Origin of the sequence: Antrihabitans spumae, from assembly GCF_043944905.1 — a bacterium.
GTDB classification, from domain to species: Bacteria; Actinomycetota; Actinomycetes; order Mycobacteriales; family Mycobacteriaceae; genus Antrihabitans; species Antrihabitans spumae.
The window spans coordinates 1-19,859 of the sequence record NZ_JBIMSN010000008.1 but is presented as its reverse complement, the minus strand read 5'-3'; the positions used below and the strand labels follow the sequence as shown (position 1 = coordinate 19,859).

At 63.8% G+C, this 19,859-nt stretch carries 21 protein-coding genes; 8 read left to right on the top strand and 13 right to left on the bottom strand.

Annotated features, from left to right (window positions below):
- Positions 1-71 precede the first annotated feature (71 nt).
- From ACHIRB_RS01910 to ACHIRB_RS01900, 3 genes are all read left to right on the top strand, one after another.
- A complete protein-coding gene (locus tag ACHIRB_RS01910; RefSeq protein WP_395123943.1) occupies positions 72-902 on the top strand; it encodes a transketolase in 831 nt (276 codons plus the stop codon).
- Positions 899-1,888: a transketolase family protein gene (locus ACHIRB_RS01905; RefSeq protein WP_395113949.1), complete on the top strand. Its 990-nt coding sequence runs from the start codon at positions 899-901 to the stop codon at positions 1,886-1,888. Before ACHIRB_RS01910 ends, ACHIRB_RS01905 begins: the two co-directional genes overlap by 4 nt.
- A 116-nt stretch (positions 1,889-2,004) precedes the next feature.
- Positions 2,005-2,667 (top strand): GntR family transcriptional regulator, encoded by a 663-nt coding sequence (locus tag ACHIRB_RS01900; RefSeq protein ID WP_395113951.1) that lies wholly within the window; start codon positions 2,005-2,007, stop codon positions 2,665-2,667.
- Here ACHIRB_RS01900 and ACHIRB_RS01895 read toward each other — a convergent pair.
- The 11 genes from ACHIRB_RS01895 to ACHIRB_RS01845 form a co-directional block, all read right to left on the bottom strand.
- Positions 2,664-3,872 (bottom strand): MFS transporter, encoded by a 1,209-nt coding sequence (locus tag ACHIRB_RS01895; protein WP_395113952.1) that lies wholly within the window; start codon positions 3,870-3,872, stop codon positions 2,664-2,666. The genes ACHIRB_RS01900 and ACHIRB_RS01895 overlap by 4 nt on opposite strands.
- Before the next feature lie 31 nt (positions 3,873-3,903).
- On the bottom strand, positions 3,904-5,256 hold the full coding sequence (locus ACHIRB_RS01890; RefSeq protein ID WP_395113953.1) for an LLM class flavin-dependent oxidoreductase: 1,353 nt from the start codon (positions 5,254-5,256) through the stop codon (positions 3,904-3,906).
- A 19-nt stretch (positions 5,257-5,275) separates the two neighbouring features.
- A complete protein-coding gene (locus ACHIRB_RS01885) occupies positions 5,276-6,022 on the bottom strand; it encodes an ABC transporter ATP-binding protein (protein ID WP_395113954.1) in 747 nt (248 codons plus the stop codon).
- Positions 5,998-6,891: an ABC transporter permease gene (locus tag ACHIRB_RS01880; RefSeq protein WP_395123931.1), complete on the bottom strand. Its 894-nt coding sequence runs from the start codon at positions 6,889-6,891 to the stop codon at positions 5,998-6,000. Before ACHIRB_RS01880 ends, ACHIRB_RS01885 begins: the two co-directional genes overlap by 25 nt.
- Positions 6,891-7,985, bottom strand: a complete 1,095-nt coding sequence (locus tag ACHIRB_RS01875) for an ABC transporter substrate-binding protein (RefSeq protein ID WP_395123932.1) — start codon at positions 7,983-7,985, stop codon at positions 6,891-6,893. The genes ACHIRB_RS01880 and ACHIRB_RS01875 overlap by 1 nt, the downstream gene beginning before the upstream one ends.
- Positions 7,986-8,049: 64 nt before the next feature.
- The gene (locus ACHIRB_RS01870) at positions 8,050-9,180 is read right to left on the bottom strand and encodes a glycoside hydrolase family 76 protein (RefSeq protein WP_395113958.1); all 1,131 of its coding nucleotides are present in this window, start codon (positions 9,178-9,180) and stop codon (positions 8,050-8,052) included.
- A 21-nt stretch (positions 9,181-9,201) separates the two neighbouring features.
- On the bottom strand, positions 9,202-9,891 hold the full coding sequence (locus ACHIRB_RS01865) for a TrmH family RNA methyltransferase (RefSeq protein ID WP_199704281.1): 690 nt from the start codon (positions 9,889-9,891) through the stop codon (positions 9,202-9,204).
- Positions 9,891-10,673, bottom strand: coding sequence for an SDR family oxidoreductase (locus ACHIRB_RS01860; RefSeq protein WP_199704280.1), 783 nt, complete (start codon positions 10,671-10,673; stop codon positions 9,891-9,893). Before ACHIRB_RS01860 ends, ACHIRB_RS01865 begins: the two co-directional genes overlap by 1 nt.
- Positions 10,674-10,698: 25 nt before the next feature.
- On the bottom strand, positions 10,699-11,436 hold the full coding sequence (locus ACHIRB_RS01855; protein WP_199704279.1) for an ABC transporter permease: 738 nt from the start codon (positions 11,434-11,436) through the stop codon (positions 10,699-10,701).
- Positions 11,433-12,179, bottom strand: a complete 747-nt coding sequence (locus tag ACHIRB_RS01850) for an ABC transporter ATP-binding protein (RefSeq protein ID WP_199704278.1) — start codon at positions 12,177-12,179, stop codon at positions 11,433-11,435. Before ACHIRB_RS01850 ends, ACHIRB_RS01855 begins: the two co-directional genes overlap by 4 nt.
- An 8-nt stretch (positions 12,180-12,187) precedes the next feature.
- Positions 12,188-12,847 carry an LppX_LprAFG lipoprotein gene (locus ACHIRB_RS01845; protein WP_395123933.1) on the bottom strand — a complete coding sequence of 220 codons (660 nt, stop codon included), beginning with the start codon at positions 12,845-12,847 and terminating at the stop codon, positions 12,188-12,190.
- Between the two features lie 88 nt (positions 12,848-12,935).
- Here ACHIRB_RS01845 and ACHIRB_RS01840 point away from each other — a divergent pair, with 88 nt between their 5' ends.
- The 3 genes from ACHIRB_RS01840 to ACHIRB_RS01830 all read left to right on the top strand — a co-directional run bounded on the left by ACHIRB_RS01840 (position 12,936) and on the right by ACHIRB_RS01830 (position 14,794).
- Positions 12,936-13,382 (top strand): hypothetical protein, encoded by a 447-nt coding sequence (locus ACHIRB_RS01840; RefSeq protein ID WP_395123934.1) that lies wholly within the window; start codon positions 12,936-12,938, stop codon positions 13,380-13,382.
- Positions 13,373-13,849, top strand: a complete 477-nt coding sequence (locus ACHIRB_RS01835) for a hypothetical protein (RefSeq protein WP_395113965.1) — start codon at positions 13,373-13,375, stop codon at positions 13,847-13,849. The genes ACHIRB_RS01840 and ACHIRB_RS01835 overlap by 10 nt, the downstream gene beginning before the upstream one ends.
- 144 nt (positions 13,850-13,993) lie before the next feature.
- Entirely contained in the window at positions 13,994-14,794 is an 801-nt protein-coding gene (locus ACHIRB_RS01830; protein ID WP_199704273.1) for an alpha/beta fold hydrolase, read from the top strand.
- Positions 14,795-15,112: 318 nt separating this feature from the next.
- Here ACHIRB_RS01830 and ACHIRB_RS01825 read toward each other — a convergent pair whose 3' ends face one another.
- A complete protein-coding gene (locus ACHIRB_RS01825) occupies positions 15,113-16,924 on the bottom strand; it encodes a tyrosine-type recombinase/integrase (RefSeq protein WP_395123935.1) in 1,812 nt (603 codons plus the stop codon).
- Positions 16,921-17,940, bottom strand: coding sequence for a tyrosine-type recombinase/integrase (locus ACHIRB_RS01820; RefSeq protein ID WP_395123936.1), 1,020 nt, complete (start codon positions 17,938-17,940; stop codon positions 16,921-16,923). The genes ACHIRB_RS01825 and ACHIRB_RS01820 overlap by 4 nt, the downstream gene beginning before the upstream one ends.
- Positions 17,941-18,004: 64 nt before the next feature.
- Here ACHIRB_RS01820 and istA point away from each other — a divergent pair, with 64 nt between their 5' ends.
- Both istA and ACHIRB_RS01810 read left to right on the top strand, forming a co-directional pair.
- Positions 18,005-19,492, top strand: a complete 1,488-nt coding sequence (gene istA / locus ACHIRB_RS01815) for an IS21 family transposase (RefSeq protein WP_395123937.1) — start codon at positions 18,005-18,007, stop codon at positions 19,490-19,492.
- The coding region (locus tag ACHIRB_RS01810; protein ID WP_395127592.1) for an ATP-binding protein at positions 19,489-19,859 on the top strand (371 nt) is incomplete at its 3' end. The genes istA and ACHIRB_RS01810, both read left to right, overlap by 4 nt.

The window sequence follows — 19,859 nt, the reverse complement described above, 5'->3', positions numbered from 1 at the left end:
CCGATTCGCCTACCACCACCAGCACCGACCGACTCACTCGCATCGACAACGCTTCCCAGTTCGCATATCGCATGCGCCACAACGTTATCGACATGGGCGAGGCGCAAGGCCAGGGTTATGTCGGTCAAGCCCTCGGTGCAGCCGATATTTTCGCCGCGGTCTACGCCGACCGCCTCAACTATCGGCCCGAGGATCCCAGCTGGGAGCTGCGCGATCGGTTCCTTCTTTCGACAGGCCACTACGCGATCGGTCTCTATGCCGCGCTCGCGGAAGCAGGCATCGTCCCTCGTGACGAACTCGAGACCTACGGGTCCGACGATTCACGTCTCCCGATGTCCGGAATGGCCACGTACACACCAGGAATGGAGATCTCCGGCGGATCGCTCGGCCACGGCCTGACAGTCGCTGTCGGTATGGCACTAGGGCTACGGCATCAGCAGTCGCAGTCTCGTGTCTTCAATTTCCTCTCCGACGGCGAACTCGACGAAGGCTCCACATGGGAGGCTGCGATGGGCGCGCATCACCACCGCCTCGGCAACATCATCGCGATGGTCGACATGAATGCGCTACAGGCCGACGGCCCGACCGAGGGCGTGCTCGGAATCGAGCCCGTGCACGAAAAGTGGTCGGCCGCAGGCTGGTTCGTCCAACGGGTCGACGGAAGCGACCCGGCCGCGCTCGACGACGCATTCGACACCGCCTGTGCAGCAGCCTCTCCCGTCGGCACGCCCGCCGTGATCATTTGCGACACCAAGATCGGCTTCGGTGTCCCGTTGCTCGAAACTCGCGAGAAAGCGCACTTCATGCGCATCGACGAAGACGAGTGGAGCATCTGCCGGAACCAACTGACATCTCGCTACACCGACCCCACCTACCTGCAGGAAAACGAGGATCTGGCATGAGCACCACGACACAGCCGAAGCTCAAGACTTCGGCAATGATCGCGTCGTTCGTCGACCCCGGACAACGCACCGTCACCGCCCCATTCGGGCACGCTCTGGTGGCAGCGGCCGAGGGCAACGACAAGATCGTCGGATTGAGCGCTGATCTGGCCAAATACACCGATATGCACAACTTCGCGCAAGCCTTCCCCGACCGCTTCTTCCAGATGGGAATGGCCGAACAATTGCTCCTGGGTGCATCGGCAGGGATGGCCGAAACTGGACTGATCCCCTTCGCGTCGACCTACTCGGTCTTCGCGGCCCGCCGCGCCTACGACTTCCTGTGCCTCGACATCGCCGAGCCCAACTTGAACGTGAACGTCGTCGGCGGCCTGCCCGGCCTCACGACAGGCTACGGACCGAGTCATCAAGCAACCGAAGACATTGCGATCTTCCGTGGCATGCCCAACCTCACGATCGTCGATCCCTGCGACTCCGTCGACATCGAACAAGCCGTCCCGCAGCTCGCTGCCACCGACGGGCCAACCTACCTGAGGCTGCTTCGCGGGAAGGTCGCCACCGTTCTCGACGAATACGACTACACCTTCGAACTCGGCAAGGCAAAAGTCATTCGGCCCGGCGCCGACGTCGTCCTGATTTCCAGTGGGCTTATGACGATGCGAGCACTTCAGGCCGCCGCCAACCTCGAAAAGCACAACGTCGACGTCGCCGTCGTGCACACCCCGACCATCAAGCCGTTCGACTCGGCGACCGTGCTCCGTGAGCTGAACACCGACCGCCTCGCGTTCACGCTCGAGAATCACTCCAGAATCGGTGGATTGTTCGAGACAGTGGCCTCAGCAGTCGTCGAGCGTGGCCTTGGCAAGAAGGTCGGATCGATCTCGTTGCCCGATGAATTCCTCGCCGCCGGAGCACTGCCCACATTGCACGAGCGGTACGGGCTGTCGACCACGAGCATCGAAGCCAGAATCCTGTCAGCGCTCTAAGGAGGCGTCGGCATGCGCGTTCGCCCCGAACGGGCACCCGTACACTCACTGTCAACAGGCAACCGTTGACTGTCTGCGGCGGCGTCACCCCGACGCCCTCGGCGAAAGGGGCCTCCATGGCGGAGCAAGTCGGCACGCTTCTCGGATTGCAGCGGACCAACCTTCGTGAGCAGGCAGTCACCGCGTTGCGCACTGCTATCACCAGCGGGGAGCTGCGTCCGCGCAGCGCTCTTGTCGAGACAGAACTGTCCGAACGCCTGGGAATCAGCAGAGGGACTCTGCGCGAAGCTCTGCGCCAGCTACAGCAAGAGGGCCTGGTGGTCACCGGCGCACGAGGACGACTTCACGTTCGACACCTAGACACGAAAGAGATCGAAGACATCTTCTCGGTCCGCGCCGCGCTGGAGGGTCTTGCGGCGTCGACCGCTGCAGACCACTCCGAACGCTCCAGCATCGTTGCATCCCTGAGATCAGCCCTGGACCGAATGAATCAAGCACCGAAAGATGAGACGCTCGACGACCGCATCGAAGCCGACCTCGACTTTCATCGCCTCCTCTGTCGGTCAGCGGACAACGAGACCCTCCTACATTCGTGGACCAACCTCGAAGGATCGATCCGCATGTCGATCATGTACGCCGGACGCGACAGAGCAGTAGGAAACATGGACGCCGACCGACACCACGAGATCGTGGACGCAATCGAAAGCGGTCGACCCGATGCCGCATTCGACGCCGTCCGAAACCATATGCGTTGGGCCGCAGCCAACCTCGTCGCTTAGTCCGCGCGGTTCGGGTCAGAGACCCACCGGTGCATCGCAGCAGCGCCGAGCCCTGACAGCGCACCGAGTGCGACCGCCGCCGCACCGAGCACAGCGACCCCGCTGATTACACCGACCACGATCGGACCTGTGAACATGCCGATGTCGTGGGTGAGACGCCATGCCCCGAGGAACTCGGCGCGATGGCCGGACGGCGCAGAGTCTGCCCCGATCGTCATGATGACGCCGTTGCTCAACCCGTTGGCGACGCCAAGTGAAACTGCGACCGCGCCGACCGCAATTGCGTTCGACGACAACGGAAGCGCCGCATAGCCGACCGCGAAGAACCCCATCGACGGCACCGCGACCGCACGCCGACCGTAGCGGTCCATCGCCACACCAGCCGGATAGGACAACAGCACGTCGACCGCACCGCTGATCCCGAAGATGACGCTCGTCGCGGCCGCACTCATTCCGATGTGTGCAGCCCACAAAGGCAGCAGCGCTGTACGCGAGGCCCGAGCGGCACCCATCAAAAGTGCTCCGGAACCCAAGGTGCTCAACAGTTTTCGATGCTCGACCAGCACGGAGGTCAGCGACCTCCCGACCCGATCACTACTTGCGGGCGGGCCGCGATCGGGTAGGGAAACCATCAACCCACCGGCGACGAGCGTCGCAACGAGTTGAACCCACAGCCCACCCGTGAGGCCCGACCAGTGCACCACGACCGCACCGATGAACGGCCCGAGGAAGAAGCCGAGACGCATGGACCCCGCCATGGTCGACAACGCCCGACCCAGGTCAACCGGACGCACCGACGAGACGACGTAGGACTGCCTGGCAAGCCCCCATACCGCGTTGGCGACCCCCATCAGCAGCATGCCGACACCGAGCACTGCGACGTTCCAGGCACAGATGCACAGCACGACACCGACCGCCCCGAGGACCGACCCGATCGCGACGGACCACCGCTCACCGATCCGCGCGACGGTCCGTCCGGCAGGCAGATCGCCCAACACCATTCCGAGTCCCGACAGTGCGACGATCACGCCCGCGATCGCTGCCGACGCACCGAGTTCGAGAGCCTTCAACGCGAAGATCGGGGCCGCCGCACCCTGACCGAGCCCGTAGACCGCGGCAGGAACGAACACCTGCAACGTCATGTCCCGCAGGCGAACGTGCGGGTGGGTCTCCTTCGAACAGTCGGGGTCTGCTGTGGCCGTCACCGCTCGCACAACGCGACGGGTACGCGGCTGATCACTGAGCTGCTGCGATCCCGCCGGCGAACCGACTCTCCGGGCGAGGAAGACCGAAGTGGTCGCGCAGGGTTGTGCCGGTGTACTCCGTTCGGAAGAGTCCGCGCTCCTGCAGGATCGGTACAACGGTCTCCGTGAAGACCTCGAGTCCGCCCGGGTAGTACGGCGGCATCACGTTGAAGCCGTCCGCGGCACCGCTGGTGAACCACGTTTCGATGGTGTCTGCGACCTGCTCGGGAGTACCCGCGAACACCCGGTGCCCGCGAGCACCGGCAAGGCGATGCAGCAATCCGCGCACGGTTGGTCGCTCGCGCTCGACGATACCTGCGACAACCTGCAGCCGACTGCGGGCGTTATCCGTGACATTGCCTGCATCACTGAACAATTCGAGCGGAACGGTGTCGTCCAACGGGAGGCTGCGGAGGTCCTTGCCGACGATTCCCTGCAGCTGAGCGAGTCCGTATTCGGGAACGGTCAGTTCGTTGAACTCACGCTCGAGCGCCTTGGCTTCGGCCTCGGTGTCCCCGATGAACGGACTGATGCCTGGCAGAATTTTGACGTGGTCGGGACTACGCCCGAAGGTAGCAACTCGCTTTTTGATGTCGGTATAGAAAGTCTGGGCATCTTCGAGGCGCTGATGTGCCGTGAAGATCGCCTCGGCATACTGACCCGCGAACGACCTGCCGTCGTTGGACGCGCCCGCCTGCACGAGCACAGGGTGGCCCTGCGGCGTGCGAGCGGAGTTGAACGGACCACGGACACGCAGATGCCTTCCAACATAGTTGATTTCGTGAATCTTGCCAGGGTCGGCGTAGATACCCGACTTCTGATCGAGGATGATCGCGTCGTCCTCCCAGCTGTCCCACAGCGCGCCGACAGCGTCGACGAACTCCCGCGCACGCGAGTAACGCTCGGCATGGACCGGATGTTCGGAAAGTCCGAAATTGGCTGCGGCCAAATCGGTTCCGGTGGTCACGATGTTCCAGCCCGCCCGACCTCCCGAGATGTGGTCCAACGACGAGAACAGTCGTGCGAGGTTGTACGGCTCGTAGTACGTTGTTGATGCCGTCGCAATGAGTCCGAGATGTGTTGTAGCGGCGGCGATCGCAGTGAGCAGAGTGATCGGCTCCAGACCGGGAGCCGCGTTGTACTTCACATTCGTACGCAACGCTGGGCCGTCGGCGAAGAACACCGCGTCGAACTTTGCGGCTTCCGCGGTTCGGCCGATTTCCTGGTAGTACGTGACGTCGTAGATGCGGTCCGGTCGACTGGCCGGGTGCCGCCACGCTGCTTCGTGGTGACCGGACGGGTAGATGAAGGCGTTGAGGCTCAGCTGACGTTTCTGGTCGGTCATATCGATGCCCTTTCGGAGTTCATGCGGTCGCCGCCACGGGTTCGCGTTCGACGCCGAGGCTGGTCAGAAGGATTTCGCGAAGTTCGATGAACTCCGGATCACGATGTGTGCGTGGACGGTCGAGTTCGATTCGCAGGTCGAGCGCGATCGAACCTTCGTCGAGCACGAGGACACGATCGGCAAGCAGCACTGCTTCGTCGACGTCATGCGTCACGAGCAGCACTGCGGGCCGATGCCGCTCGCACAGTTCTTGAAGTAGCACGTGCATCTTGATCCGAGTCAACGCATCGAGCGCGCCGAACGGTTCGTCGGCGAGCAAAAGTTCCGGCTCGCGCACGAGTGACCGCGCAAGCGCTACGCGTTGCTGCTCGCCACCGGAAAGCTCTTTCGGCCAGGCCTTTTCACGGCTGGCAAGGCCTACCTCGGCAAGCGCAATCTTGCCGCGCTCGTGGGCGTTCGGACCGCCGAGTCCGAGAATCACGTTGTCCAGCACCCTCGCCCACGGCAGCAGTCGTGAATCCTGGAACACCACTGACCTGTTCGCGGGAACGTCGAGTGCGCCGGACCCTGGAACGTCGTAATCGAGCTCCGCCAATGCGCGCAGCAGCGTGCTCTTGCCCGATCCGCTGCGACCGAGCAGCGCGACGAATTCGCCACGAGCAATCTCGATGTCGACGCCACGAAGCACAGCCCGACCGTCGAAGCCCCTGCTCAAATCCTTTGTCCGCACTACCGATTCACTCAGTCCCCCAGTGATTGGCGCCATGACAACGCCCTCCTTTCGATCGCGCGCACTCCGATGTCGCTGAAGAGGCCGAACAGTGCGTACACGACGAGTCCGACGACGATGATGTCGATCTGGCCATACAGCCGAGCTTGGGTCATCAGATAGCCGATCCCGCTCGTGGCGTTGACCTGCTCGACGACCACCAGCGCGAGCCACGAAATCGTGACTGCCATTCGCAATCCGGTGAAGAACCCCGGCAGCGAACCCGGCAGCGCAACGCGACGGATGAATTGCAGACGCGAAAGGCCGACGGTTTCGGCAAGTTCCACGTGGCGCGCATCGACACCACGCAGATGAGCGTGTGTATTGATGTAGACCGGAATGAGCACACTTGTCGTGATCACGATGATCTTCATCGACTCGCCGATGCCGAACCACACGATGAACAGTGGGATCAACGCCAACGTCGGGATCGCACGCTTGATCTGAATGGGTCCGTCGACGATCGCCTCGCCGATCCGGCTCAGTCCGGAAATCAGCGCAAGCACCACACCGATCAGCACACCGAGTACCAGTGAAATGCCAGCTCTCTGAACCGATGTCAGCAAGTTGCTCTGCAGCCGTCCGTCGGCGATCAGGTCGTGCGCGGCCTGAACCACGGTCGACGGAGCAGGCAGGGTCTGCGGATCGAGCACCCCGGTGGCCGAGGTGATGATCCACGCTGTCAGCAGCAGTGCCGGGCCTATCGCCGCACCGAACGGGATCGCGCGTCCCGGTCCGAGTCTGCGCGCCTTCACTTTTCGCTTGCCGAGCAGCGGGTCGCTGCTGTCGACCCGCGTCGACCCCGGAGACTGGACAACGTCGGGTCGTCGACGCGCAACCGGACGATTCAGCGACTGGACGGCCATCAGCTGGCCGTCCTTTCGAAGCTCGCGCCCGACTCGTTGACGGTCTTGGTGATCACGTCGTCGAACCTGAGGTCGAAGCCGTCGGCGGCCTTGACCTTCTTGGGCAGTTCACCTGCGTTGTCGATCACGTCGATCGTCTGCTGCTGGCGGTCGACAATCGCCTGATCCAGATGCGGGAAAGTGTAGGTGCCCAACGAATCCACAATGCGCTGACCATCTTCGGGCTCCAGCTTCTGGTTCTGCACGTAGTAGGACTGCAGCCAGGAATCCGGATGCGTGTTCGCCCATTGAATGGACCGAATGTATGCGGCGACGTAGGCCTGCAGCGCCGCAGCTTTCGCAGGATCCTGCAATGCCTCACGACGCGCGTAGAGGAAACTCAAACCAGTCGAGGTTCCGTCCGACTCTTCGATCGGGATCACAGACGCGCCGTCGTTACGCAGGTACCGAGTCAGGTTCGGTTCGTTCAGCGGAGCAACGTCCACCTGACCGGTGCGGATCGCGTCGGGGAACTCGGCGAGTTGCAATCGGATCAATTCGACGTCCGACGGAGCCAACCCGGCCTGGTCCAATGCACGCAGCACAACTGCCTGCTGAGCGGTGCCCTCGGCGTAGGCGATCTTGGTGCCCTTCAGGTCCGACAGCTTGGTGACGGACTTGCCCGGCGCAACAGCGAGGCGGATGCTGTTCGGATCGGACTGCAGTGCCGCGATGATCGGAACGTCCTGCCCCGCAACAAGTGCCTGAATCGGCGGGGTGTCGCCGACATAGGCGACATCGGCCGCTCCGGCACGGAAAGCCTCCAGAACAGCGGGTCCACCGACGAAGTTGGCAAATTCGTATTCGAACGGCAACTTGTCGAGCTCGCCGGATGCGCGCAAGAACCGCTGCTGACGCTCGGTCTGATCGGCGATCACAAGCTTGGTGCCTGGCGGGATTTCGGTCGGCAGTGCCGCGTCGGACGCGAGCGCGTTTTCCGGGGCTTCTTCGCCTGCGCAACCGGTCAGAACGGTTGCGGATGCCGCGAGCGCTGCGAGAACGAGTGCAACACCACGGCGTCCTCGACGACGGGGTGTGTTGCGAAATGAGGTCATGGGGAGATTCCACCGCCGAAGCGGTGGGAGCAACACCATTTACGTTGTCGTGATCGGAACTGCCCTAGATCGGTGAATTATTGCGTTCCACTCGCGCAGCAGCTTCCAAGACCATCCACCCGCTCAGCTGGACGGAGAAGTCACGCTCGGGAATCGAGGACGACCCGACCGCACCATCGGTGAACCTTGCTATCGCGTCACCGACACCCGGAACCTGTGCTGGGACCGACCAATCCGGACCGAACACGGGTAGCCCTTCGTGATCGTGTTTGTTGTCCCATGCTGCCGTCGCAGATGTCGTGACAATCGCAGCAGCTTTGGCTCGCGCTGCCCTGTCGAGCGGCGCAGCACCCGGCAGCGTCGTCGCAACGAAGGCAAGGTATCTGGCGAGAATTCCGGAGAACAAGCCACCGTCGCCGCCACCGACACCGAAAATCACTCCGCCGGTGGTCATTCCACGTTCGACGGCATCGACGAGAGCGTGCACTCGAGCGCTGTGTCGCGGATCGCCAACCTGCACAGCGAGTTCCGTCTCCAACCCGAGCGTGACCCCTTGGCAATAGGTATAGAAGGTGCGTTCCATCTTGCGTTCGGTGCGTGCCGGACGAATACCGTCGAAGATCAAGCCGGATTCGGGATCACGCAGTGTCGTATCGATCCAGTCCGCCATTTCCTGTGCGCGCCAGATCTTTCCGGTGCGCGCCAACATGATCCCCGCGGGACCGTTCGCTGGTGCGTTGTAGAAGTCGGAACCCTTGCACCACGGAATGCCGCCGCCCTGCTCCGGCGCCCAGGAGTCGTACAACTCCGCTTCCAGCGTCGCGATCGGACCGCGGTGATCGATGAGCAGATTGCGTTCAGCACGCTCGAGTGCAAGGCCGAGCCACGCCATATCGTCGTAGAAGGTGTTGGTCCAGCCGGTCGTATTGCGCAGGCGATGCGAGCGAAACAGCTTCTCGACTCGCTTGAGTCGACGCGGCGTCACATCACGTTCGGCTGCATCGATCGCGCAATCGATGAGATGCGCCTGCCACCAGTAGTGCCATGGCAACCAGGCGATCCGCTCCTTCGGCACTGCCGGATACGCGACGACTCCGAGTTTGGTGAACGGGAGAGCCCACACCCGGCGCAGGTGTCGAGCGACGACGGCCGCCTCGGCCGCATCCGCACGGTCTCCCCACAGCTGCGCATTCATGACTCGATCTTGCCGCAACGGCTACCAGGCGGTGCCAAGATCGGCATGTTGCCTTATCCACGCGTGCATCGCAATGCCAGCCGCGACACCGGCATTGATGCTTCGCGTCGAACCGAATTGCGCGATCGACACCGTCATCGCGGCGGCGTCGCGAGCGTCGGAGGTGACGCCCGGGCCTTCCTGCCCGAACAGCAGGATGCAGTCACGTGGTAGATCCGCCGTCTCCAGCGGAATCGAACCCGGTGTGTTGTCGACCGCAACGACCGAAAGTCCTTTGTCACGAGCAAAATTCAGCAGCGCTGCTACGTCGGCATGATGTTCGATGTGCTGGTAGCGGTCGGTGACCATGGCACCGCGACGATTCCACCGACGGCGGCCGACGATGTGCACTGCCGCGGCGGCGAACGCGTTGGCGGTGCGAACAACTGTCCCGATGTTGGCGTCGTGGGCGAAATTTTCGATCGCGACGTGAAACGGGTGCCGGCGGGCGTCGATATCTGCGACGACTGCTTCGCGGGTCCAGTAGCGGTAGGCGTCGACGACGTTGCGCCGATCCCCGTTTTCGAGAAGTTCGGCGTCGTAGTACGGATCGGTCGGTAGCGGAGTGCCGTGTTCGAGCGCCCACGGCCCGACCCCGTTCGGGTTCTCACCCCATTCGGTCGGTCCGAGTTCCGGGTCACGTTCGCCGTCGGTCCGATCCGCGTCCGCCATCAGCTGCGCGTCAGTACGCGGTTGATAGTTCTGACAACGAAGTCGGGCGAGTATTTCGCCGCGATGGCCAAGGCCTTTGCCTGGATGCCGACCGCATAGTGGACGCCGGGCAACCAACTGCGGTTGCGCGTGACGCTCCAGATTTCGTTGCCGACGTCCTCGGCCGTGAGTCGGATGCCGAGCGACTTCGTCGATCCGGTTTCGACGCCGTCGACCATCGCGGTTTGCACGAAGAGCGGCCACATCGCGATGACACGGATGTTGTGTTTGCGCCATTCGAGGTCGAGCGCCTCGGTGATGCTCTTCACCGCGGCCTTGGTAGCGCCGTAGGTCGCGAGCTCCGGCTGGCCGTAGATTGCCGACGCCGAGCAGAGGTTGACGACCTGGGCACCCTCGGTGTCGCGCAGATACGGGAACGCGGCGCGGGTGCCATAGACGACGCCTGCAAAGTTGATGTCGATCATGCGCAGATGCACCGACGGGTCCATCTCTTCGAACGGTCCCGCGGTGAGCACTCCTGCGTTGTTGATCAGGATGTCGAGCCGTTGGTGTGCGGTCCAGAAATCGTCGAGCGCGGACTGCCAGTTCTTCGGGTCTGCGACGTTCATCAAGCCCGCGTATGCGCTGCCACCCGCAGTGGTGATTTCGTCGCGAACCTTGCGCAAGCCCGGCTCGTCGACGTCGTACAGACCGACGAGATAGCCCTCTTTCGCGAACCGCAAAGCTGTCGCGCGGCCGATGCCTGCGGCAGCGCCGGTGATGAACACGGTCGGTTTACTCATGTGCCAAGGGTATTTGCTCGCGGCCTCACGCCGTACGTCGGCGCAGGGTCGCGGCACCGCCTGCGATCAGGAGCAGCGCAAATACCACGATGACGGCGAGGTCGCGCCACATCAGATCGGTCGGCAACGGGTAGGTTTCCACCTCACGAAGGGCCTCGGCCGCGTAGCGCAACGGCATGACGTTGCTCAGGGCCTGTAGGGCGCCGGACATCTCCTCACGTGGCCAAATGAGTCCGCAGAGCAGAATTTGCGGCACAACGATCGCGGGCATGAACTGCAGCGCCTGGAACTCCGACTTCGCGAACGCACTCGTGAGCAGACCCGTCGACGAGCCGAGTACAGCTGTGGACGCTGCGATCAGAATCACAACCGCAACGCTGCCCTGCGAGCGCAGACCGAGCAGTCCGTACGTGACAGCAGACGCCACACTGGCCTGGATTATGGCAACAAGCGCGAAGGCGATCCCGTAGCCGAAGAGCAGGTCGAGCTTCTGCACGGGCGTACTCAGCAGCCGTTCGAGCGTGCCACTCACCCGCTCCCGCAGCATCGCGACGCTCGTGACCAGGAACATCGACACGAACGGAAAGATGCCGAGCAGCATGAGGCCGATCTGATCGAAGATGTCGGGTCTGCCGTCGAAGATGAAGCGCAGCAGCGTCAGCAGCATGCACGGGACCAGTAGGAGTACTGCGAGTGTGCGTCGGTCGTGCCAGATCTGGGTCAGCACGCGGCCGACAGTGTTCAACGTGATCCTGACACTCATGCCGACACCTCGTCCTGGGCAAGAATGAGTTCGAGAAATGCGTCTTCCAAATTGCGGGCGCCCGTCGACTCGAGCAGTTGAGCCGGCGTCTCGTCGGCAAGTAGTTTGCCTTCGCGGAGCAGGAGCAACCGGTCGCAGCGGTCGGCTTCGTCCATGACGTGGCTCGAGATCAGCAGCGTCGTTCCCGCGTCCGCCAAGTCGTGGAACTGCTGCCACAGGTCGCGGCGCAGTACCGGATCGAGTCCCACGGTCGGCTCGTCCAACACCAGCAGCGCGGGCTGCGCAACCAACGCGCAGGCGAGCGACACCCGTGCGCGTTGACCGCCCGACAGGGTGTCGACCAGCTGTCCTGCAATGTCTGCGAGCCCGACATTGGCGACGGCGGTATCGGCGACTGCGGCACCCGCGCCGTAATTGCGCGCAAAGTAGCGCGCGTTCTGGGCGATGGTGAGATCGCCGTATACGGACGGCGACTGCGTGACGTACCCGACCTCACGACGTAGGCGCTTGGATCCCGCGTCGTCACCGAGGACGATGACCGACCCGGACGTGATCTTCTGGACGCCGACGATCGCGCGCAGCAGGGTTGTCTTGCCGGAACCACTCGGTCCGAGCAGTCCCGTCACACTGCCCTTACCAACGGTGAAGCCGACGGTGTCCAGCACGCGCTTTCGGCCTCGCACGACAACCAGGTCGGTCACATCGATCGCTACATCCGTTGGGGCCAAGCCAGTTTCGTCCATATCGGTCCTCATGTCGGGGGCGCTATCGACACCGGTTTGTTGACATCGGAGACGACGAACTCGAGCGCGCCACCTGCGGGAAACGTCAAGATCGTGCGCAACGGCACATGCGGTGCGCGCACTCGCAACCACACGGTGAACTCGGCGCCCGATGCCGCATCTGGCAGGATGGCCGCGAGCGTCGTTTGCGGGACATTGCCCCTCAGCTCGAAAGCAGCAACCCCGTCGAGTTCCGTTTTGGCGAATGTCGTCGGGGCTTCGAGCGTCGAAAACAGTTGGCTGATGCCACGTTCGGGATCGAGCATGGCGGCTGGACTCGGTAGCGCCACCCCTGCAGGTGCGGGTGCGTACTTACCGGACGGTCCCTTCACGAACAGGACACCGTCGGATTCGATGAAATCAATCGTGCCGAGATCCGTCACTGCACTCCCCGCGGAGGCGGCGGGGCTGGATTCGCGGCTGATATCGGCGTCGAGGCGCTGTAGCGACAAGCCTGGGACCGAACCGTCCGCCGTCACCGCGAGGTGCGCGCTGGAGATGCTTTTCGTTGCGTAACCGGCATTTCGGATCATCAATTGGGCGTCGGGGAGGCCGCCGGAGCCGTCGCCCGAGCAGCCGCTGACGAGAACGAGTGCAACGAGGATCACGCCGATCGATCGTCGCTTCATTCACACCCCCTCGTTGGGTAGTGACGGTACGTGGCGCGGGCAGCCGACGGCAGCCCACAACAGGCATATTCTTGACGGGGAGGGTCACGTGAACCACGAGCGAATACTGCGCACCGTGCTCGGCATCAGCGCCTGCTATGTAATCCTGCTCGCGGTCTGGGCGGGATGGCTGATCGAACACACCCCACCAGGCACGATGCCGTATCAAATCGCCGGACTCCTCGGGCTCTTCGGATTTCTGATCGGCGTCGGGATGATGTTGGCAAACAGGCCGACACGCGAGGACCGACGGCTACGCAAACGCGGCCTCGAAGGTTGGGCGCGGATCGACGATGCACACTCCGTCGGGCAGACCGACCACGCGACCGAGCTCACCGAACTGGAACTCACACTCACCGTGCCAGGATCCGAAACCTACAGCGGGCGAGTGGTTTACGACCTCTCGCCGGTGGATTGGCCACGATTTGCAGTTGGCGAGACGCTGTCCGTGCGGGTGGACCCACAGAACCGTGATCGGATCATTCTGTGCCCCTGACCAATCCGTTCGAGGGCGACTCCATCGACTGGCGATTTCCGATGAACAGCGCAATCGGCGCGACAGATGCACCACCTGGATTGGTCAGTGCATTCGAAGCGGTCGGGCGCGATCTGCAGTATCTGCGCTACGGACGCGACGTCGATCTGAGCCCGTTGCACTGGACACTGAGAATTGACGAGCACTACTTCGTCAGTATCGGCTGGGTCGCGGTCGGGAAAATCAAGGGTGGATTCGGCGGGTTCGAGCGCGGTGAGGACATGCCGTTCGATGCCTCTGCAGCGGAAGCGACCGTCTGGATCGCTGACCTGACGCAAACCGAGCTGGCCGGCTACGAAGATATCCAGTGGCCGTCGCGAGGCTGGCAGCTGCTACTCCCCCGGCTGATCGACGGCGTCGCGATGTGGGTCGACCCGCATGGCGATGTACCCGTCGCAGCGATAGGCGAGCTGGGCGCGACCGCATGAGGTAGGGGTGGACTGCGCACCGCGCAATCACACTGCGCACAGCCTCCAACACGCCGAACACTATGCGCAGTGACAGCGACGGTTGCGCAGTCCGACGGCCGACCATTCGACGCCACTCTCGGAGATAGGTGACAGGATCGACCTGTGGATGTGCGCGCCAGAAACAACGTGAGGATCACCGGGTCCGCCACTGGGCCGACGGTGCTGCTCGCGCACGGTTTCGGGTGCGATCAGAACCTCTGGCGTCTGGTTGCTGCGGAGTTGGCGCCGCATTTTCGGATCGTGTTGTTCGATCACGTCGGATCCGGCGCCGCCGATCCGTCGGCATGGGACACCGACCGTTACTCGACGCTGAACGGCTACGCCGAGGACGTCCTCGACATCGTTCGTGAGTTGAATCTGCAGGACGTGACATTCGTCGGGCATTCGGTGGCGTCGATGATCGGCGTGCTCGCCGTCGGCGCGGACCCGAGTCTGTTCCGGCAACTCGTCCTGCTTACGCCGTCCCCGCGCTACATCGACGACGACGGCTACCGGGGCGGCTTTTCCCGTGACGACATCGACGAACTTCTCGAGTCTTTGGACAGCAACTACCTCGGCTGGTCGCACGCGATGGCGCCGCAGATCATGGGTACACCCGACCGACCCGAACTGAACGACGAACTCGACGACAGCTTCTGCCGAACCGATCCGACGTGCGCGAGCGCCTTCGCGCGGGCGACGTTCCTGTCCGACAACAGGGCCGACCTCGCGCGGGTGTCGCTACCGACCCTCGTGATCGACTGTGCGCACGACACTTTGGCGCCACCGGAGGTCGGCGCCTACGTGCATCAGCAAATCGCCGGAAGCGAACTCGTCACCCTGGACGCAACGGGGCACTGCCCGCACCTGAGCTACCCGAAAGAAACCGCGGCTGCGATTGCCTCGTTCGTCAGGAAGCGATGACCGCGGACCGCCGAATCCCGGGCGAACCGCGGGACGACCTTCTCGACGAGACGATCGAGGACCTCTACGAAAACGCGCCCTGCGGATACCTGACTACCTGGCCCGACGGGCGTATGTCCGTGGCCATGAAAAAGTCCCCACTGGTGGCCAGTTCTAGGTCCCCACGGGTGGCCAGATAAAAGTCCCCACCCGTGTTCGTTGTGTCGTACGGGAGCTCGAGGCCTGGGCGGTGACGGTGAAGGTGCCAACCACACACCACACCGCCCAGGGAGTTTCCATTGAAGTCTGCGAGGGACCGCATGGTTATGCGGGTGAAAGTCAAGGGGCTGACGCGTCCAGCCTGTTGAGGATGCCGTCGAAGATCTTCTCTCGTCCGACTTGCCCCTTGTCGTGGGCGTCGTCGCGTTGCCGTTCGAGTGTCGGCTTGAATTCGATCGTGGTGACGAAGAAGGTGCAGGACTCGCAGATCGATTCGAAGTGGCAGTCGAGGTCGACGGGTCGAGCGCAGTATCCGTTGCCGAGCATCCGCCGGTGCGTCTCCCGCCGGAGTTTCGCCATTTCGGTGCCTTCGGCCTCGGCGGGCAGCTGGTGCGGCTGGTCGTAGAGAGCTTCGACCTTTTCGGTGACGGCGAAGTATTCGTCGGCCACCGTCCGGTCGGCGATGCGCGCGTAGACGAGGGTCATCGCGAGCGATTTATGCCCTAGTAGAGCGGCGATCGATTCGAGTGACATGCCGCGGTTGATGGCTTGCGTGGCGAGGGTGTGACGAAGTTGATGAGGGGTCACGTGCCCGATTCCGGCTGCCGACGCCACTGCGGTCAGTGCGGTGTTGAGTCGAGATGCGTTGATACGACGTCCTTTTTCGATGAACAACAGATCGGAACGGACGGTCTCACCGCGGGCTGTGAGCCACTGATCGAGCAGTGTCTTGACCTGCGGGTGCAGGGGGACGTAGCGATCGGTGTGCAGTTTGCCGAGCGGGACCCGCAGCCAGAACGAGGAGCCGATCTGCACCACTGCGTTGATGGTCAGCCCGAGAAGTTCGCTGCTGCGTAGTCCGGTGCGAGCGAGTAGTTCGACGGCGGTGCGGGTGAACACATCGGGATGGGCGCGGACGGCGACGAGCAGCTTCGCCGCCGCGGCGTCGTCGATGAACCGTGGCAGCGGGTCGTCCTTGATCGGCAGATCGCGGCGCATGATCGGCGAACGGCGCGGCGCATCGGAGATGTCTAGTTCGTCGAGCCGGTCGAAGAACGCGGCCAGTGTTCCGAGTCGAGTGCGGATCGTCTGATTCGCCATCGTGGGCCCACGGTTTCCCGGGCGCGCGGCAAGCCAGGCTTTGTAGGCCTGAACGTGGTTGCGGCGAACTGCGGCAACCGTTTTCACCTCCGGGTGCTGGTCGACGAGGTAGCCGGCGAATGCCCGCAGGGAGGTGTCAATGGCCGTGATCGAGTTGGGTCGGAGCCGAACCGACAGTTGGTCGAGGTAGTCGCGCAGGGTCGCGGCGAGCACGGGGGCGTGGTCGATGATGTTCTGCCAGTCCGCATCTCGGCGTCCCCCGCGGCCGTTGCCGCGGGAGGGAAGGGTGTCGAGGTGCCCGAGGTGGAAGAGCACTGTCTGCATGCCGAACACGTTCGCCGACAGGTTCCGGACGGGGCGTTGGCCGAGACGCGCAGCAGCTTGGGTGCACTGGGCGAGTCCATCGGCGATGCGGGTGGCGCTCAGTCGTGTCGGCGAACTAGTGCAGACCGCGGCGATCAACAGCAGTGCACTCCACTGACGCCGTGCGATCGTGGCCGGAACTCCGAGAGCGTCTGCGGTGAAGGCGAATTCGGCGGAGAGCTGGGGGTGGACGAGGTCGCCGATGGCAGCCAAATGGCCGCGGCATGCCAAGAGGTAATCGGCGGACGGAGCCAGTTGCGCGGTGACGATCAACCACGCTACGAACCGTCCGCACGAGTCTTGGGCAGCGAGCTGGACGGCCAGTGGGGCCTGCTGCCAGCCGGCCGGGTCGGCGAACGCGGCGAGAAACGCGCGTGCTTCGCGACGGCGTTTGACGGCGGAGGATGCGGTGAATGTGGCGTAGCAGTGTGCCAGCTGAGCTGGCGTGCGCGTCGCGGTGTGGTTCACGGCGCGTCCGTCGCGGTGGCGTCGATAGCAGTGATGGCGTGGCGGTATTCGGCTTCGAGCCAGCCGTTGGCCAGGTGCAGATAGATCCGGGTGGATTCGATGGACCGGTGCCCAGCCTGGGCTTGGACCGCTTCCAGTGCCATGCCCGCCTCGCGCAACCGGGTCAGGCAGGTGTGGCGCAGTTGGTGGCAGGTCAGTGCGACGCCGCTGCGGTGCGATGCGCCGCGGATGATCTCGTCGAGCCCGGCCGTGGACAACGGGTGTCCGCGCCGTGGCCCCTTGAGGACGACGAACACGCGGTTGGTGCTGGTCGGCGGGCGTTCGTGCTCGAGGTAGTCGGCGAGAACGGTGAAGAACGTCGCGGACACCGGGACCAGTCGTTGGTGTCCGCCCTTGCCTTCGGCGACGAACAGCCGCTTCTCACCCACCCGGATATCGTCGAATCTCAGGCCGAGCACCTCACTGCGTCGCAAGGCTCCGAGGAGCATGGCGTGTGTCATGGCTCGGTCTCGGGCGGTGCGCAGCGCGGCGAGGAATCTGTCGACGTCGGCGGGGCCGAGGACTCGCGGCAACGTCCGCGGGGTCCGCACCAGCGGCACACCTCGTCCTCGCGTCGTCGCGCGGCGGCTCGCGAGCCCACCTGGCACCGGGTTGACCGCGATGCCGGCGTCGCCGCGGGCGATCAGATAGGAGAACAGGCCGGACACGGAGGTCAGTCGGCGTTTCACTGTCCGCGCCGCCAATCCGGCCTCACCGTCTTCGAGTCGAACCACGGTCGGACCCCGGCGCGGGGCTCGTTGGTGTTTCAAGAATTCCAGCACATCCCGGGTGGTCACCATCGACGGCTCCTTGGGCACGACGGTGAAGAACACCTTGAGGTCGTAGGCGTTGGCCAGCACCGTATTCGGGCGTGCACGTGCGGCAACGAACTGCAAATAGTCATCGACATCGGGATCACCCAACGACGCCGAACGGTTGTCGGCAGTGGGAAGGACAAGGCACGGAATCCAGGCCATCAAGCACTCCTTCAGCAGAGGCTCGACAGCCTCGGGTTCGATTGAGTGGATCACCTACATATTCATGGACATCATTTCCGCGTATCGAGAAGTCGGAACCTATCGAGGGGCCGCCGATCTGTGCGGCACCACCCACAAGACCGTGAGGCGAGTCGTCGAACGGTTCGAAGCCGAACAGCACGGTCACGACTCGACTGAGCGCGTCGAGCGGCCGCATAACTACGACGTCGTGATCGAGCTCGTCACCGAGCGAGTGGCCAAATCCAACGGCAGAATCTCAGCGAAACGGTTGCTGCCGATCGCCCGGACCGCCGGCTACGAAGGCTCTGACCGCAACTTCCGTCGCCTGGTCGCGGAGGCGAAAGCGTTGTGGCGCAAAGACCATCACCGCGGACGACGCCCCGCAGTCTGGACCCCCGGTGAGTACCTGGTGATCGACTGGGCCACCGTCGGTGGCGGGTTGCACCTGTTCTGTGCCGTACTCGCCTTCTCTCGGTGGCGGTTCGTCGGCTTCGCCGACAACGAACGCGCGACCACCACCCTCGGATTCATCGCCGCGGCAATGGACGCGATCGGTGGTGTCCCGTTGAAAGTACTCGCTGATCGGATGGGCTGCCTCAAAGGCGGTGTGGTCGCCAACGTCGTCGTCCCGACACCGGAATACGTCCGTCTGGCAACCCATTACGGGTTCCGCCCGGACTTCTGTCATGCCAACGACCCGCAATCGAAAGGCATCGTGGAGAACCTGGTCGGCTACGCCCAACGCGACCTCGTCGTCCCGTTGCTCACCGACGCCGACATCGCCGGTAAACCGGTCGACGTCCACACCGCCAACGCCGCAGCGCAGGCGTGGTGTGCCGAGGTCAACGCCCGAGTGCATTCGGAGATCGCGGCGATCCCCGACGAACGGCTGATCACCGAACGTCAACTGTTGCAACCCTTGCCGTCGCTACGTTTGCAGATCGGACCCGCACCGGTCACCCGCAAGGTCGACCGCCTGTCCTGTGTCCGGTTCGCCTCGGCGCGGTATTCGGTGCCGACCCGGCTGATCGGCACCACCGTCACCCTGCTCCAAGACGGTGGCCGGTTGCTGATCGTGCAACCCGGCACCGGGGAGGTCGTGGCCGATCATGAACTGGCCGCACCAGGCACGGCGTCGGTCCACGACGACCATTACGACCGACCCCGGCCGGCACCCGATCGTGGTCCGCGCCCGAAAACGGCTGTGGAGCAGCAGTTCTGTGGACTCGGGCCCGATGCGGAAGCGTTTCTCGTCGGGGCTGCCGCGATCGGCAACACCCGCCTCGGCTCGGAACTGGAGATCCTGCTCGCTCTCGGTGCCGCGCACGGGCCCGATGCGTTGATCGGTGCGTTGGCGCGGGCGGTGGCGTTCAAACGGTTCCGTGCCGCCGACGTCCGCTCGATCCTGGCCGCCGGTGCCGGCACCCCGCACCCCCGTCCCGCCGGTGACGCCCTGATCCTGGCCCTGCCCACCAGTGCGACCCGGTCGTTGGATGCCTACAAGTTCAGCCCCGATACGGCGATGCCATGACCACCACCGCGCAGGTAACGCCACCGGCGGCACCGCCGTTGCCGGCCGATCTGGATGCGGCGTTGCGGCGGCTCAAACTCGGCACCATTCGCCGCACCGCCCCGGAGGTGTTGTCGCGAGCGAAGATTCAATGCTGGACACCCGAAGAGGTGCTTCGCACGTTGATCGAAGCCGAGATCGCCGCTCGTGATGCCTCCAACGCCGCCACCCGACTCAAGACCGCGGCGTTCCCGGTCGCGAAAACTCTCGACACTTTCGACGTCGCGGTGTCGTCGATCCCGGCAGCGACGTTCTCCTATTTGTCGAGCTTGGAATGGGTTCGCGCACATGCCAATCTGGCGATGATCGGTCCGACGGTTATCGAGGG

Coding starts and splice junctions, on each gene's coding strand:
- ACHIRB_RS01905 (WP_395113949.1), top strand. CDS start 899: ATGAGCACCACGACACAGCCGAAGCTCAAGACTTCGGCAATGATCGCG.
- ACHIRB_RS01885 (WP_395113954.1), bottom strand. CDS start 6,022: ATGGCGCCAATCACTGGGGGACTGAGTGAATCGGTAGTGCGGACAAAG.
- ACHIRB_RS01865 (WP_199704281.1), bottom strand. CDS start 9,891: ATGGCGGACGCGGATCGGACCGACGGCGAACGTGACCCGGAACTCGGA.
- ACHIRB_RS01855 (WP_199704279.1), bottom strand. CDS start 11,436: ATGAGTGTCAGGATCACGTTGAACACTGTCGGCCGCGTGCTGACCCAG.
- ACHIRB_RS01890 (WP_395113953.1), bottom strand. CDS start 5,256: ATGACCGACCAGAAACGTCAGCTGAGCCTCAACGCCTTCATCTACCCG.
- ACHIRB_RS01845 (WP_395123933.1), bottom strand. CDS start 12,847: ATGAAGCGACGATCGATCGGCGTGATCCTCGTTGCACTCGTTCTCGTC.
- istA (WP_395123937.1), top strand. CDS start 18,005: ATGGACATCATTTCCGCGTATCGAGAAGTCGGAACCTATCGAGGGGCC.
- ACHIRB_RS01900 (WP_395113951.1), top strand. CDS start 2,005: ATGGCGGAGCAAGTCGGCACGCTTCTCGGATTGCAGCGGACCAACCTT.
- ACHIRB_RS01875 (WP_395123932.1), bottom strand. CDS start 7,985: ATGACCTCATTTCGCAACACACCCCGTCGTCGAGGACGCCGTGGTGTT.
- ACHIRB_RS01850 (WP_199704278.1), bottom strand. CDS start 12,179: ATGGACGAAACTGGCTTGGCCCCAACGGATGTAGCGATCGATGTGACC.
- ACHIRB_RS01820 (WP_395123936.1), bottom strand. CDS start 17,940: ATGGCCTGGATTCCGTGCCTTGTCCTTCCCACTGCCGACAACCGTTCG.
- ACHIRB_RS01860 (WP_199704280.1), bottom strand. CDS start 10,673: ATGAGTAAACCGACCGTGTTCATCACCGGCGCTGCCGCAGGCATCGGC.
- ACHIRB_RS01880 (WP_395123931.1), bottom strand. CDS start 6,891: ATGGCCGTCCAGTCGCTGAATCGTCCGGTTGCGCGTCGACGACCCGAC.
- ACHIRB_RS01910 (WP_395123943.1), top strand. CDS start 72: ATGCGCCACAACGTTATCGACATGGGCGAGGCGCAAGGCCAGGGTTAT.
- ACHIRB_RS01870 (WP_395113958.1), bottom strand. CDS start 9,180: ATGAATGCGCAGCTGTGGGGAGACCGTGCGGATGCGGCCGAGGCGGCC.